Origin of the sequence: Plantactinospora sp. ZYX-F-223, assembly GCF_039649625.1 — a bacterium.
Lineage (GTDB): Bacteria > Actinomycetota > Actinomycetes > Mycobacteriales > Micromonosporaceae > Plantactinospora.
In genome coordinates this window covers 39,065-52,663 of the sequence record NZ_JBDJAV010000006.1, presented here as the reverse complement: position 1 = coordinate 52,663, position 13,599 = coordinate 39,065, and the positions used below count along the sequence as shown (strand labels likewise).

Below are 13,599 nucleotides of genomic sequence, written 5' to 3'. Positions count from 1 at the left end.
GGTAGGGGTCGAGGAAGACACGTCGGCGCCGCGCGGCCTGACTTGACCATCAATGCCTAACGGTTAGACTTTAGCGGCTAGGCATCGGAGGTCGGTGGATGAAACACGTCGTGCTCGGGTTGCTCGCCGCCGGACCGGCCCACGGCTACGAGCTGCGTCGGCGCTACGACGAGCTGTTCGCCGACGCCGGCGGCGAGGTCAACATCGGCCAGATCTACGTGACACTGGGCCGGCTGGAACGGGACGGGCTGGTCGCACACACCACCGAGTCCGGCGGCGACCGGCGCGACCGCAAGGTCTACCGGCTCACCGAACCCGGCACGGCGGCGCTGCACGAGTGGCTCTCCGCTCCCTCGGATCCCCCGCTGGTCAAGCCGGACGTGCTGCTCCGGCTGGTCGCCGCCCGGCTGGCCGCGCCACTGCTGCCCGACGTGGATCCCCGGACGGTCATCACCGACCACCGGCAGCGCTGCCTGGAGGCGCTCCGGGAACTCGACCGGCAGGCGGCCCGCACCGCCGCCGCGAGCGTCAGCGGCCTGCTGGTGCAGGCGACCGCGCTGCACCTTCAGGCCGAGCTGCGCTGGCTGGAGGCGTGCCAGCAGCAACTCGCGCAGATCGACCTCAAGACCTCCTGGAAGGGAGACGGCGATGAGTGACCCCCTGCTGCGCGCCCGCGGGTTGGTACGCACCTACCACGGCGGCGTACGGGAGCTGGCCGCCCTGCGGGACGTCTCGATCGAGGTGGCGGCCGGCGACTGGGTCGCCGTGACCGGGCCGAGCGGCTGCGGCAAGTCCACCCTGCTGCACCTGCTCGGCGGGCTCGACCGCCCCGACCGGGGCGAGGTGTGGCTGGCCGGCCACCGGTTGGACACCCGCTCGGAGAGCGAACGGGCCATGCTGCGGCGCCGGCATGTGGGCTTCGTCTTCCAGTTCCTCAACCTGGTGCCGACGATGACGGTGGCCGGCAACGTGGAGCTGCCGCTCGTGCTCCAGGGCGTCGGCCGCCGGGACGCGCGCCGCCGGGTGCTGGAGGCCCTCGACGAGCTGGGCGTGGCCGAGGCCGCCGACGCCGCGCCGGCCGAACTCTCCGGCGGCCAGCAGCAGCGGGTGGCCCTGGCCCGCGCCGTGGTGCACCGCCCCGACGTGCTGCTGGCCGACGAGCCGACCGGGGCACTGGACTCGGCCGCCGCCGAGACCGTGCTCGACCTGCTGCGCCGACGCCACGAGGAGGGTCAGAGCATCGTGCTGGTCACCCACGACCACCGGGTCGCGGCGGCCGCCGACCGGGTGGTGACCATGCTCGACGGGCAGATCGCCGACGAGCGGGACCTGACCGGCTCGGCCCGCCGGCCGGCGTTCGGCAACCTGATCAACCTGGAGGGCTGAGCCGTGTCCGCCGTCCTCCGGCTCGCCCGCTCCGGCCTGCGCGGCGGCAACCGGGCCACCGCGATCGCCACCGCGCTGGTCGCCGCGCTGGCCACCACCGGCGTGGTCGCCGGGCTCTCGGTGCGGGATCAGGGCGGTACGGAGGTGGACCGGGTCTACCACGACGCCGGCCGCCCGGACCTGGTCGTCTACGGCACGCCGGAGGCGCTGGAGGCGGTACGCCTGGACCCGGCGTTCGCGGTGACCTCCCCGGTGAGCCCGTACCTCGACGCGGCGGTCGCGCTCGGCCGGGACTCGGTCGACGCCCGGATCACCACCCTGGTCACCGGTACGTCTCCGGTGGGCCGGCCGCTGCTGCGTACCGGCGCGTGGCCGGCGGCCGGCGTAGCCGGGGAGGTGGTCTTCGACCAGGCCGCCGCGACCGAGGCCGGCATCCGCGCGGGTGACCGCGTCCGGCTGACCGTCGGCGGTCGGCCCGCGACCCTGACCGTGGTCGGCACCGCGGTCGACCTGACGGACTGCTTCTATCCGGACTGTGACCCGATCCGGCTCTTCGTCGATCCGGCCACCCTGGCCACGCTCACCCCGCAGCCGACCGCCGGTCCGACCACGACGACCGGCCCGACACCGACGGGCGCCGGTGATCCCCTGCCGCCGGGCGCCGGCCCGAACCCGATCCCGCCGAGTGCCGCTCCGAACCCGGACCCGCCGGGCGCCGGTGATCCGGCCGGGTCGCCCGGGACCGGTCGATCGACGGCGGGTGGGCGGACCGCGCTGCTGGTCGCCCGGCTGGTCGACCCCGGCCAGGCTGACGCGGTGGCCGCCCGGGTCGGCACCCGCAACGGCGTCGAGGGAGTCCAGCCGTGGCCGGACACCAGGGAGGACATCCTCGTCGGGGACCGGATCTTCGGCGCCTCGCTGGCCGGCTTCGGCATCTTCGTCCTGCTCGCCGCCGCGTTCGTGGTCGCCGGTACCGCCACCGCCCGGCTGATGGCCCGGCGGCGGGAGATCGCGCTGCTCCAGTCGATCGGCTACACCACCCGGCAGGTGATCATCGGTCTGCTCACCGAGGCGCTGCTGCTCGGCGCGGCGGGCGTACTCGCCGGCTGGGTGGCCGGCACCCTGCTCGCCCCGTTCCTCCAGCTCGGCCTCGGTGGCGCGCTCGGCCGGCCGGGCCTGCGGATCGCGCCGCTGTCGCTGCTCGGCTCCGCCCTGCTGGTCGGCACGGTGCTCGCCGCGGCCACCGTACTGCCGGCCTGGCGGGCGGTCCGGCAACCGGTCTCCGAGGTGCTGAGCAACGCCCCGCCGCGCGGCGCGATCCCGGCCCGGGTCACCCGGATGCTCGACCGGCTCCGGCTCGGCCCCGCCTGCCGGTACGGTCTCGGTGCCGTACTCACCCGTCCCGGGCGCTCGGCGCTGACCGCCGCCGCCCTGGCGGTCGCCGTGGCGGCGGTCGTCGTCGGGGTCGGCTTCACCGCCACCGTGGACCGGTTGATCGCCGAGCCGGCCCGGACCGGTGACCCCTACGACGCCGTCGTGGTGGCGGACGGCACGGACCCGGCCACCCTGACCGCCGCGCTGGCCGGTACCCCGGACGCCGCCGGCTGGTACAGCCAGCTCGACCGGCGGACCACCCTCGGCGACCAGACGTTCCTGTCCCGCGCGATCGGTGGGGATCCGGCCGACGCCAGGTTCCTGGTCCGGGAGGGCAGGCCGCTGCGGGCACCCGGCGAGGCGATCGCCGGGTACGGCCTGCTGCGCCGGTTCGGACTCCAGGTCGGCGACACGATCGAGGTCAGGGCCGGTGACACCCCGTTGCGGCTGACCGTCGTGGGCTGGTACAGCGAGACCGAGGACACCGGGGAACTGCTGATGTACCGGGCCGAGATGCTGCCGGGGGTACCGCCGGACGCGTACCTGGTCTCGGCCGGCCCGGCCGGTACGCCGGAGGCGCTGGCCGCCGCGCTGCGGGACCGACTCGGCCCCGGCGTCACGGTGCACGCCCGGACGTCCGACCCCGACGACCTCGGTACGTACACCGTGGCGATGCGCCTGCTGGCCGCCCTCGTCCTGGCGGTCAGCCTGGCCAACCTGGCCGCCGCGCTGCTGACCGGTGCCCGGGAGCGGGCGCGTACCCTCGGAGTGCTCCGCGCGGTCGGGTTCACCGTCCGGCAGACCCTCGCCCAGTCCGCGACCGGCGGTGCCGCGCTCGGCCTCGCCGCCGCGCTCGCCGGCCTGCCGATCGGTCTACTGGTGTTTCGGCTGCTCACCGACCAGGTGCTGGTCGGCATCGGCGCCGGTCCCGGTCTCGCCGAACTCCCCTCCGCCATGCTGCTCGCCGCGACCGTGCCGGCGACCACCCTGGCCGGCGCGTTCGCCGGCGTCCTGGCCGCCGGCCCGCTGGCCCGGACCCGGGCCGCCGACCTGGTCCGCTACGAGTGACGCGGGGTGCCGTCGGCTAGGAGTGACGCGCGGCGCCGTCGGCTACGCATGACACGCGGCGCCGTCCGCCACGAGTGGGGCGCGGCGCCCGGTCCCGCCCTCGAACCGCTCGGGACCCGGGCCGAGCATGACCGCCGCCGGCGGCCCGGCCGGTGAGCGCCGCTCAGAAGGTGACCGGCAGGCTGCTCAGCCCTCGGGTCCGGAACGACGGCCGCCAGGCCAGTTCGGCCGGGTCGACCGCCAGGGCCAGCTTCGGAAACCGGCGCAGGACCGTCCCGATCGCGATCTGCGCCTCCAGCCGGGCCAGCGGCGCACCGACGCAGTAATGGATGCCGTGCCCGAGCGTCAGGTGGGCGTTGTCCGGCCGCTCCAGGTCGAGCGCGTCCGGATCGGCGAATCGCTCGGGATCCCGGTTCGCGGCGGCGACGCAGAGCAGCACCGTGGCCCCGGCCGGGATCGTGACCCCGCCGATCGTGAGATCGGTGACCGCGAAGCGGCGCAACGCGACCGTGCCCGGCGGCTCATAGCGGAGCAGTTCCTCGACGGCGGCCGGCGACGGCTCGGCACCGGCACGCACCAGCGCCAACTGCTCCGGGTTGCGCAGCAGGGCGAGCAGGCCGGTACCGATCACGTGCACGGAATTCTCGTAGCCGGCGAAGAGCACCAGGAAGGCGAGCGAGGTCAGCTCGTCCTCGCTCAACCGGTCGGCGCCGCTGTGCCGGCCCGGGTCCGCGGCGCCGCCGCCGGCCGTCGGGCCGGGGCCATCCGGCGCGCCCGAAGCGGCACCGTCGACGCCACGAGCGGCGTCGTCCGCACCGGTGTCCCGGGCCGCGATCATCGCGGTGAGCAGGTCGTCGCCGGGGTTCCGTCGCTTGTCGGCGAGGAGCCGGACCAGGAAGTCCTGGATCGCCAGGACCGCCCGGCCAGCCGAGCGGGGATCGTCGGTCGGCGGGGCGAGCATCACGTCGGTCCAGCCGCGCAGCGCGGCCCGGTCCGCCTCCGGCACCCCCAGCAGGTCGGAGATGACGGTGACCGGCAGCGGACCGGCGTACTCGGCGACCAGGTCCGCCCGCCCGGCCGGGGCGATCCGGTCCAGCAGCCGCTCGGCCGCCGCCTCGATCTTCGGCCGCAGCCGGGCGATCCGCTGTGGCCCGAAGGCGTGCCGGACCAACCGGCGGATCCGGGTGTGGTCCGGCGGATCCATGTTCAGCAGGTTGGCGTCCAGCGCCGGCGGCAGCGAGAAACCCTTCCACCCGTCGGTGGAGTTCGCCTTGTCCAGCGACAGCCGCGAGTCGGCGAGCCCGGCGCGGACGTCGGCGTAGCGGGTCACCAGCCAGACGTTCGCGCCGTCCGGCAGGGTGAGCCGGTGCACCGGGGCGGCCGTGCGCAGGGCGGCGAACCCGGGATAGGGGTCGGCGATGAACCGCGCGTCGAACAGCGAGGCGGCGGAGAGGGGGGCTCGGTCTTCCGTCTGCGGCGCTCCGGTCACCCGGCCAGGCTACCGGTGGCCGCGCGGTCCGCCGGACCGGTACGCGCGCGGCGGCCGACCGGCACGCCGCGCGCGCAATGTGGCGGGTCAGAAGTCGTCGTCGAACCGTACCGTGCCGGTCACCCCCACCTGGTACGCCGAGACCCGCCGCTCGAAGAAGTTGGACAGCTCCTGCACGTCCTGCAACTCCATGAAGGCGAACGGGTTCGCCGACCCGTACAGCGGCTCGATATCGAGCTGGGCCAACCGGCGGTCCGCGACGTACTGGAGATACTCCCGCATGTCCGGCAGGGAGAGTCCGGAGACTCCGTGTTCGAGCAGGTCCTCGGCGAACTGCACCTCGCACTCGACCGCCTCGGCGAGCATCTCGCGGACCTGTCCGCGCAGCTCGTCGTCGAAGAGGTCCGGCTCCTCCCCGCGTACGGTCTCGACGACGTCGAAGGCGAAGGCCATGTGCATCGACTCGTCCCGGAACACCCAGTTGGTGCCGGAGGCGAGCCCGAGCAGCAGCCCCCGGGAGCGGAGAAAGTAGACGTACGCGAACGCCCCGTAGAAGAACAGCCCCTCGATGCAGGCGGCGAAGCAGATCAGGTTGAGCAGGAAGGCCCGGCGGTCGTCACGGGTCTTCAGCGCACGCAGCTCGAAGACCGAGTCGATCCACCTGAAGCAGAACTCGGCCTTCCGGCGGATCGACGGGATGTTCCCGATCGCGGCGAAGGCGGCGAACCGCTCCTCGTCGTCCGGCACGTACGTGTCGAGCAGGTTGAGGTAGAACTGCACGTGCACCGCCTCCTCGAAGAGTTGGCGGGACAGGTAGAGCCGGCCCTCCGGCGAGTTGACGTGCTGGTAGAGGTTGAGCACCAGGTTGTTGGCCACGATCGTGTCGCCGGTGGCGAAGAACGCCACCAGCCGGCTGACCAGGTGCCGCTCGGCCGGGGAGAGCCGGTCCAGGTCGGCCAGGTCGGCGTGCAGGTCCACCTCCTCGACGGTCCAGGTGTTCCTGATCGCGTCCCGGAACCGGTCGAAGAAGTGCGGGTAGCGCATCGGGCGCAGGGTCAGGTCCATTCCGGGGTCGAGCAGCATGGGTCCCTCACGGTCGCTGGGGCATCGGTCGGTGGTGGCGGGGTCGGTGGTGGCGGGGTCGGTCGTCGGGGTGGCGGCGGAGGTCACTGGCAGGCCTCGCAGGACTCCGGGTTCTCCAGCGAGCAGGCCGACGCCGCGTCCGGGGAGTCCGCGCCGGGCAGCGTCACCGCGGCGAGCGCGGGTCGGGAACCCTGCGGCACCGCGACCGTCGCCTGCTGGATCCGGGTGGCCGGGCGGGAGCGCAGGTAGTAGGTCGTCTTCAGCCCGGACTTCCAGGCGTACAGGTACATCGAGCTGAGCCGGCCGATGTCGGGCGCGGCCATGAAGAGGTTCAGCGACTGGGACTGGTCGACGTAGGGTGCCCGGGCGGCGGCCAGGTCGATCAGCGCCCGCTGCGGCAGCTCCCAGGCGGTACGGAACAACTCGCGCACCTGCGCCGGCAGCTCCTCGATGCCCTGCACCGAGCCGTCCGCCCGCTTGATCGCGGTCCGGATCCGCTCCGTCCACAGCCCGCGTGCCTTCAGCTCCGCCACCAGGGCGGTGTTGACCTGGAGGAACTCCCCGCTCAGCGTCTCCCGCTTGAACAGGTTGGAGACCTGCGGCTCGATGCACTCGTAGCAGCCGGCGATCGACGCGATGGTGGCCGTCGGGGCGATCGCGACCAGCAGCGAGTTGCGCAGCCCGTACGCCGAGATCCGGTCGCGCAGCGCGGCCCAGCGCGCGGTCTGGCGGCCGGCCACTCCGTGCAGGTCGGGTTGGAGCTGCCCCGCCGCCGCCCGGGTCTGCGGGTACGCCGGATGGGCGCCGAACCGCTCGGCCAGCCCGGCCGAGGTCTCCAGCGCGGTCAGGTAGATCTCCTCGGCGATCCGGGTGGAGAGCTCCTTCGCGGCCGGCGAGTCGAACGGCAGCCGCAGCGCGAAGAAGACGTCCTGCAACCCCATCACCCCGAGCCCGACCGGTCGCCAGCGCGGATTGCTCGCCGCCGCCTCCCGGCTCGGGTAGTAGTTGATGTCGATCACCCGGTCCAGGAAGGTCACCGCGGTCCGGACGGTCTCCCGCAGCCGTACCCAGTCGATCCCGTCCGGTGCGGCGGCTGCGCCGCCCGGGTCGGCCGGGCCGGCGGCCAGGTGTGCGGCCAGGTTGACCGAACCCAGGTTGCAGACGGCGGTCTCGGTGTCGCTGGAGACCTCGAGGATCTCGGTGCAGAGGTTGGAGAGGTGCACCACGTTGCCCGACTCGGCGGTCTGGTTGCACAGCCGGTTCGAGGTGTCCTTGAAGGTCATCCAGCCGTTGCCGGTCTGGGCCAGCGTGCGCATCATCCGGCCGTAGAGGTCACGGGCCCGGACCTGGCGGACGTAGCGGCCCTGCTCCTCGGCGGCCCGGTACGCCGCGTCGAACTCCGCACCCCACAGGTCGGGCAGCTCCGGCACCTCGTCCGGGTCGAACAGCGACCACGTCCCGTCCGCCTCGACCCGCCGCATGAACTCGTCGGGGATCCAGTTGGCCAGGTTCAGGTTGTGGGTCCGCCGGGCCTCCTCGCCGGTGTTGTCCCGCAGTTGCAGGAACTCCTCGACGTCCGGGTGCCACGGTTCGAGATAGACGCAGGCCGCGCCCTTGCGCCGACCGCCCTGGTTGACCGCCGCGACCGACGAGTCGAGGGTACGCAGGAACGGGACGATCCCGTTGGACGCACCGTTGGTGCCCCTGATCAACGCGCCCCGGGAGCGGACCCGGGACCAGGCGATGCCGATCCCGCCGGCGAACTTGGACAGCCGCGCCACCTGCGCGTACCGGTCGTAGATCGAGTCCAGTTCGTCCCGGGGCGAGTCGACCAGATAGCAGGAGGACATCTGGGTGTGCCGGGTGCCCGAGTTGAACAGCGTCGGTGAGCTGGGCAGGTAGGCCAGCGAGGCCATCAGCCGGTAGAAGCCGATCGCCTCGTCCGGGGTACGGGACAGCCCGCAGGCGACCCGAAGCAGCCAGTACTGCGGGGTCTCCAGCACCAGCCGGTCCACCGGATGCCGCAGCAGGTACCGGTCGTAGACCGTCCGCAGCCCGAAGTACTCGAAGCGCCGGTCGGCGGCCGGGTCGACGGCGCCGTCCAGCTCGTCGGCGTGCGCCCGGACGAACTCGGCCGTCTCGTCGCCGATCAGGCCGTGCCGGTGCCCGAGTCGGATCGACTCGCTGAACGAGCCGACGCCCTGCCCCCGGACCTCCTGATCGAGGTAACCGGCGAGCAGCCGGGCAGCCAACCGGGAGTACTGGGGCTCCTCCCCGATCAGGTCGGCGGCGGTCTGCACGCAGAGCCGGTGCAGTTCGGCGGCGGTCGCCCCGTCGGGCAGGCCGTTGACCGCCCGGGTCGCCGCCCGTACCGGGTCGACGTCGGGGAGGTCGTCGGCCTCGTGCCGCAGCGCGCGGGCGATCGTGGCGACGTCGGCCGGCGCGGTGCCGCCGTCGCGGTCCCGGACCCGCGGCGGTCCGGCGTCCCGGCCGGCACGGTGACCGGCGGTTCCCGACATCGTCGACCGCTCGGCGTCTCCCGGCGCTGCCCCGTTCGGCGTGGCCTCGGTGACCGTCACAACTCTCTCCTCGCGCACTCGACTCCTCCGGTGGAGGAGCCCGCGCGGAGACGCCGACGGGCACGCGCTGGCGTACGTCGGTGGCGTCGGCCGTCCCGCGCGGCCTCGGACCGCCGCGTACGGGCTCGTACGCGGCGCGCTGGCAGGTCTTCGGACTCGTGGGCCGGCCGCGGGCGTACCCGGGTTCGCCTACTGGCCGTCGCTTCCCAGGCGGTCCGGTTTCCGGCCGGACGACCCAGTGCGTGATGACGGCGGTCGTTCCCACTCACCGCTGCGGGGCAGTCCCGGACTCCCACCGGGTTCCCTCTTGCCTCGACCGCCGGGCGGCGGCCGAACCAGCTACGATCAACACCATATATAGGGACGGCCCGAAAGTCATACCCCAAGATGTCGTGTCGGCGTGTCGACATCCTCCCGCACCCGCCACGTGACGGGTGGGGGAAGGTGGGACGAGCGGGACGGCGACGGTCGCCCGTTCCCCACCGCCGTTGACGTGGCGCGGGCCCGAGGCGCGGTCACAACGACGGGTGGTCGCCCGTCCTTTCCGCGACGCCACCGTGGCCCGCCCGCCGACCGTCGGTCAGGGTCGGCCCGATCCGACGACCTGCGGAGACATCCATGGAAATCCTGATCACCGGGGCGACCGGGCGGCTGGGCCGGGTACTCACCCCGGAACTGGCCGGGGCCGGGCACGCCGTACGGGCCGCCGGCCGGGCGCCGGCGCCGACCGGGAAACCCGGCTCGCTTCCCGGAGGATCCCGCCATGACCGATCGGACCGGCCGGCCGGCGGCGAGGTGCGCCGGGTCCGGCTCGACCTGGTCACCGGGGACGGGCTACCGGCCGCGGTCGACGGGGTCGACACGGTCGTCCACCTTGCCGCCGCGCCCTACCAGGGCAGCTACACCCGCCAGGTCGACGCGGCCGGCACGCGCCGGCTGGTCGAGGCCGCCGCCCGGGCCGGGGTGCGGCACCTGGTGTACCTGTCGATCGTCGGCGCCGACCGTGTGCCGTGGCCGTACTTCCGGATCAAGATCGAGGCGGAGGCGGCGGTCGCGGCCGGCCCGGTGCCGTGGACAGCGCTCCGGGTCACCCAGTTCCACGGGTTCCTGGCCGAGGCGCTGTCCCGGCTGGCCTGGCTGCCGGTGCTGCCCGTCGATCCGGGAATCACGGCGCAGCCGGTCGACGTCGCCGACGTCGCCGCGCACCTGCGCTGGCGGGTCACCGCCGCACCCGCCGGGGCGACCGAGGAGTTCGGCGGGCCGGCGGAACTGGACGGCGGCACGCTCGTCCGGGAATGGCTGGCGGCGCGGCGGATCCGGCGTCGGATGCTCCGGCTGCCGGTGCCGGGCCGGCTCGGCCGCGCCTTCCGGGCGGGTGCGCTGGTGCCCTCGACCGGCAACCGGGGGCGGATCACCTGGCGCGAGTACCTTGCCGGCCCGTCGGAGCAGGCGGGATAGCGCAGCCGTCCGGATTCGGCGGGAGTGTGGTGTGCCCGAGGCTCACCGAACGGATTGACGCGATGATCAAGGCGAGCACCGTTCCGCAGAGCGGAACGACGAGCAGGCACAATTTCGCCGAAAAGGCCCCGGATCCGATCGCACGCGCGGCGGGGAGACAGCGCCGCACCACCCCTGGTAACGTCGGCGACACTCGGCGTCGAATCATGGATCTCCATGTTTCCGTGCGCTGTCGTCCCTTGTACCGGCAGGTGCGCGAACAGGGAGTTGTCACTGCCCACATGAGCCGCTCAGTTCTTCTCGCGTCGCGGGTGCAGGCCGCGCCAGGCCCGGTGGTCGTCCCGGGGTCTCCGGCCGCGTCCACCCGGCCTCAGGAGGTGACGGGATGACCAGTTCGGTCGACGTACGGGACGGCTACCCCCTCTCGCCGGTCCAGCGCGGCATACTCCACCCGGCCTCCGACGAGGTGGATCCGGCGCGCGACCTCGAACAGGTACGGCTCGTCATCCGTGGCCGGCTGCGGGTCGCCGAGTTCCAGCGGGCCTGGCACCAGGTGATCGCCCGCTACGAGGTGCTGCGCACGGGCTTCGTCCGGCACGGGGCCGAGGAGCCCGTCCAGGTGGTCGTGGCCGAGCCGCCGGCACCCGAATGGCACCTCGACGACCTACGGACGATCCGGGCCTGCCAGCGCCGGCGCGGCCTCGCCGAGTTCCTCGCCGCCGACCGGGTCCGGGGTTTCACCCTGGACGACCCGCCGCTGTCCCGGTTCGCCCTGCTCCGCGTCTCCGAGACCGAGCACCTGCTGGTCTGGACGGCCCACCACCTGGTCGTCGACGGCTGGAGCCTGCCGATCCTGCTCCGCGAGGTGCTGACCGCTTACCGGGCGGCGATCGAGGGCCGGGACGCCCCGCTGCCGGCTCCGGCGCCGTTCCGGAACCACATCGCCTGGGCCGCCGCCCGCGACCTTGCCGAGGCGGAGGATTTCTGGCGCGCGGAGTTGTCCGACCGGCCCGCGTGCGGTCCACTCCAGAGCGATCCGCCGGACTGGCGGGGAGAGCCGGCGGACGCGTTCGACGAATACTCCCTCGAACTGACCAGCGAGGACACCTACCTGCTGCACGAGGCCATCGGTCAGCAGCGGATCGCACTGGGAACGGTGATCCAGGGCTGCTGGGCGAGGCTGCTGTCCGCCCGTGCCGGCACCGGCGACATCGTCATCGGTTCGACGGTCGCTGGCCGGGCGGCCGGGACGGCGGCGGAGGCCCTGGTCGGCCCGCTGACCACCACCGTGCCGGTCCGGGTCCGGATCCGGCCCGACCAGCCGGTCGGGGTGTGGCTGCGCGGGTTGCAGGCACGCCAGGCACTGGCCCGCCCGTTCGACCACGTGCCGCCGGCACTGGTCCGGTCCTGGGCCGGGCTGCCCGCCGGGGTGCCGCTGTTCGAGACCGTGCTCGACTTCGAGACGTACCCGATGGACAACGACCTGTTCACCGGTACGGCCGACGCGTCGACTCTCTCCGTACGCTTCGACGGCCGGTGGTCGGCGTCGCACCACCCGTTCAACCTGCTCGTCGTGCCTGGCGAGCGGCTCGGGCTGCACGCCAGGTACGACCTGCGCCATTTCGCGCCGGAGACGGTCGAGAGCCTGGTCACCGACCTCGCGCTTCTGCTCAGCCTGGTCGCCACGGATCCGGAGCGCCCGGTCTCGGCGCTTCGCCCGCCGGACGACGAGCCGCTGCCCACCGACTAGTGCCCAGCGCTGCCGGCGGACAGCCCTGAGCAGCGGAGCCGGCACGGCTCGACCCGGCACGCCGCGTCGTTGCGCCGAGTCGGGTCGCAGTCCTCAGGTGGCTCGGAACTGGCACCATGGGTCGGCCCGAGCGGTCGCTTCGGGCGGAAGCGCCCTCACATCGGCTTGCGATGGGCCCTGACCACCAGGTCACGCATGCTCATCCGGGTCGAACCGTGCCCGACGTAACGTGTCCGCGACTCCGCCACGTCGACCTCCCACAGCTTTCTGGTCAGGGAGCCGGTGACGGCGTCCAGACCGATCGACGCCCTGTCCGGAGCATGGGCCGCCGAGTGCTCATCGGCATGATCGTGGCCGACGACGAGAAGCGTGCCGTCGGAGGCGACAGCCTGGGCCAGCCGGGCAACGAACTCACCGAAGGGAATGGCGGGGTGGACGTACTGGCTGACCACCAGGTCGTACTGCTGGGGCGGTTGCCAGGTCGTCAGGTCGGCCACGACCCAGGAGATGCGTGCGGCGATGTCCGGCTCGTGGTGCGCGAAGTCCTTGGCGTCGCTGACGGCCGTCGGTGAGACGTCGACCGCCGTCACCTGCCAGCCTTGCCGGGCAAGCCAGAGCGCGTCGACTCCGCGTCCGCAGCCCGCGTCGAGGGCCGACCCGGCGGGAAGGCCCTTCACCTCGGCCACCAACTGAGGACTCGGCGAGCCGTGTTTCGCCGTGTGCTCCTGGTAGTGGCGCTCCCACCACTGCGGCCCGAACGCGGAGTCATCCGCGTGCGGCGATCCATGCTGGTCGTGGGCCTCGCTCATCGCTCTGCTCCTGGGGAAGTCGTCCGAAAGAAGCCGGTGGCAACAGCCGTGTTGCTCTTGCCTCAACGGTGACGAGGAAGTGCGATTCGAGCAACTATCCTTGCCGCTTTGGCAAGGAGGGACGTAGGGCTCCCCTGCCGGCCAGCCTCCCGGCCCTGCTGGTCCGGCCGGCCCAGGGATCTGGCAGCAATGGCAGGACAGTGATGATTTCAGCCATCCCCCGCCGGGTACCGCCGTCGCCCGGCGGCGGGCCGACGCCGCCGTAGCCACTGACCAGCCTGCCGGAGCGGGCGTGGGTCCGGTCCCGGCGGCGCCGCCACCGGCGCTCCCGTGTCCCAGAATCTGGTGCCCGGGTCAGCTCCAGCGGTCGGCCGAGTGGCCCGTCGGCCCACCCCGATCGGCAGTGGTCAGACCTCCAGGAAACCGATCTTCACGCTCGCCGGGCAGTCGACCCGGCTGCGCGGACCCCTCGTCGCGCCCCTGTTCCGACACGACAAGCCTTGTTACCAGCGGGTTTCCGGCAGCGTCCAACGACACCCGGTAGATAACGGTCGGATCACGAGATCTTCCCAATGCGCAGTGATCTCACGTACGGTCCCGGAA

General features: G+C 73.2%; 9 protein-coding genes and 1 riboswitch. Of the genes, 5 read left to right on the top strand and 4 right to left on the bottom strand.

What is annotated here, in order from left to right; all coding sequences use genetic code 11:
* Window positions 1-98 precede the first annotated feature (98 nt).
* From AAH979_RS07955 to AAH979_RS07945, 3 genes are read left to right on the top strand one after another with little or no spacing between them, the layout of a single operon-like run.
* A complete protein-coding gene (locus AAH979_RS07955) occupies window positions 99-656 on the top strand; it encodes a PadR family transcriptional regulator (protein ID WP_346257393.1) in 558 nt (185 codons plus the stop codon).
* Window positions 649-1,386 carry an ABC transporter ATP-binding protein gene (locus AAH979_RS07950; protein ID WP_346257392.1) on the top strand — a complete coding sequence of 246 codons (738 nt, stop codon included), beginning with the start codon at window positions 649-651 and terminating at the stop codon, window positions 1,384-1,386. The genes AAH979_RS07955 and AAH979_RS07950 overlap by 8 nt, the downstream gene beginning before the upstream one ends.
* Before the next feature lie 3 nt (window positions 1,387-1,389).
* Window positions 1,390-3,828, top strand: coding sequence for an FtsX-like permease family protein (locus AAH979_RS07945; RefSeq protein WP_346257391.1), 2,439 nt, complete (start codon window positions 1,390-1,392; stop codon window positions 3,826-3,828).
* A 163-nt stretch (window positions 3,829-3,991) separates the two neighbouring features.
* On the opposite strand, the gene AAH979_RS07940 is transcribed toward AAH979_RS07945, so the two are convergent.
* The 3 genes from AAH979_RS07940 to AAH979_RS07930 all read right to left on the bottom strand — a co-directional run bounded on the left by AAH979_RS07940 (window position 3,992) and on the right by AAH979_RS07930 (window position 8,919).
* The gene (locus tag AAH979_RS07940) at window positions 3,992-5,317 is read right to left on the bottom strand and encodes a cytochrome P450 (protein ID WP_346257390.1); all 1,326 of its coding nucleotides are present in this window, start codon (window positions 5,315-5,317) and stop codon (window positions 3,992-3,994) included.
* An 87-nt stretch (window positions 5,318-5,404) separates the two neighbouring features.
* On the bottom strand, window positions 5,405-6,400 hold the full coding sequence (locus tag AAH979_RS07935) for a ribonucleotide-diphosphate reductase subunit beta (RefSeq protein ID WP_346257389.1): 996 nt from the start codon (window positions 6,398-6,400) through the stop codon (window positions 5,405-5,407).
* A gap of 83 nt (window positions 6,401-6,483) precedes the next feature.
* Window positions 6,484-8,919 carry a ribonucleoside-diphosphate reductase subunit alpha gene (locus AAH979_RS07930; RefSeq protein ID WP_346257596.1) on the bottom strand — a complete coding sequence of 812 codons (2,436 nt, stop codon included), beginning with the start codon at window positions 8,917-8,919 and terminating at the stop codon, window positions 6,484-6,486.
* A 183-nt stretch (window positions 8,920-9,102) separates the two neighbouring features.
* Window positions 9,103-9,334: riboswitch (cobalamin riboswitch) on the bottom strand.
* A gap of 263 nt (window positions 9,335-9,597) precedes the next feature.
* Between AAH979_RS07930 and AAH979_RS07925 the strand changes: the two genes are divergently transcribed.
* On the top strand, window positions 9,598-10,437 hold the full coding sequence (locus tag AAH979_RS07925) for an NAD(P)H-binding protein (RefSeq protein WP_346257388.1): 840 nt from the start codon (window positions 9,598-9,600) through the stop codon (window positions 10,435-10,437).
* A 385-nt stretch (window positions 10,438-10,822) separates the two neighbouring features.
* Complete coding sequence (locus AAH979_RS07920) at window positions 10,823-12,187, top strand: condensation domain-containing protein (RefSeq protein ID WP_346257387.1); 1,365 nt, start codon at window positions 10,823-10,825, stop codon at window positions 12,185-12,187.
* A gap of 155 nt (window positions 12,188-12,342) precedes the next feature.
* Here the strand turns inward: AAH979_RS07920 and AAH979_RS07915 are convergent, their stop codons facing one another.
* On the bottom strand, window positions 12,343-12,996 hold the full coding sequence (locus AAH979_RS07915; protein WP_346257386.1) for a class I SAM-dependent methyltransferase: 654 nt from the start codon (window positions 12,994-12,996) through the stop codon (window positions 12,343-12,345).
* Window positions 12,997-13,599 lie beyond the last annotated feature (603 nt).

Bases quoted from the DNA above. Each gene is read 5' to 3' on its own strand.
- AAH979_RS07955 (WP_346257393.1), top strand. From the start codon at position 99: ATGAAACACGTCGTGCTCGGGTTGCTCGCCGCCGGACCGGCCCACGGC.
- AAH979_RS07950 (WP_346257392.1), top strand. From the start codon at position 649: ATGAGTGACCCCCTGCTGCGCGCCCGCGGGTTGGTACGCACCTACCAC.
- AAH979_RS07935 (WP_346257389.1), bottom strand. From the start codon at position 6,400: ATGCTGCTCGACCCCGGAATGGACCTGACCCTGCGCCCGATGCGCTAC.
- AAH979_RS07930 (WP_346257596.1), bottom strand. From the start codon at position 8,919: ATGTCGGGAACCGCCGGTCACCGTGCCGGCCGGGACGCCGGACCGCCG.
- AAH979_RS07925 (WP_346257388.1), top strand. From the start codon at position 9,598: ATGGAAATCCTGATCACCGGGGCGACCGGGCGGCTGGGCCGGGTACTC.
- AAH979_RS07920 (WP_346257387.1), top strand. From the start codon at position 10,823: ATGACCAGTTCGGTCGACGTACGGGACGGCTACCCCCTCTCGCCGGTC.
- AAH979_RS07915 (WP_346257386.1), bottom strand. From the start codon at position 12,996: ATGAGCGAGGCCCACGACCAGCATGGATCGCCGCACGCGGATGACTCC.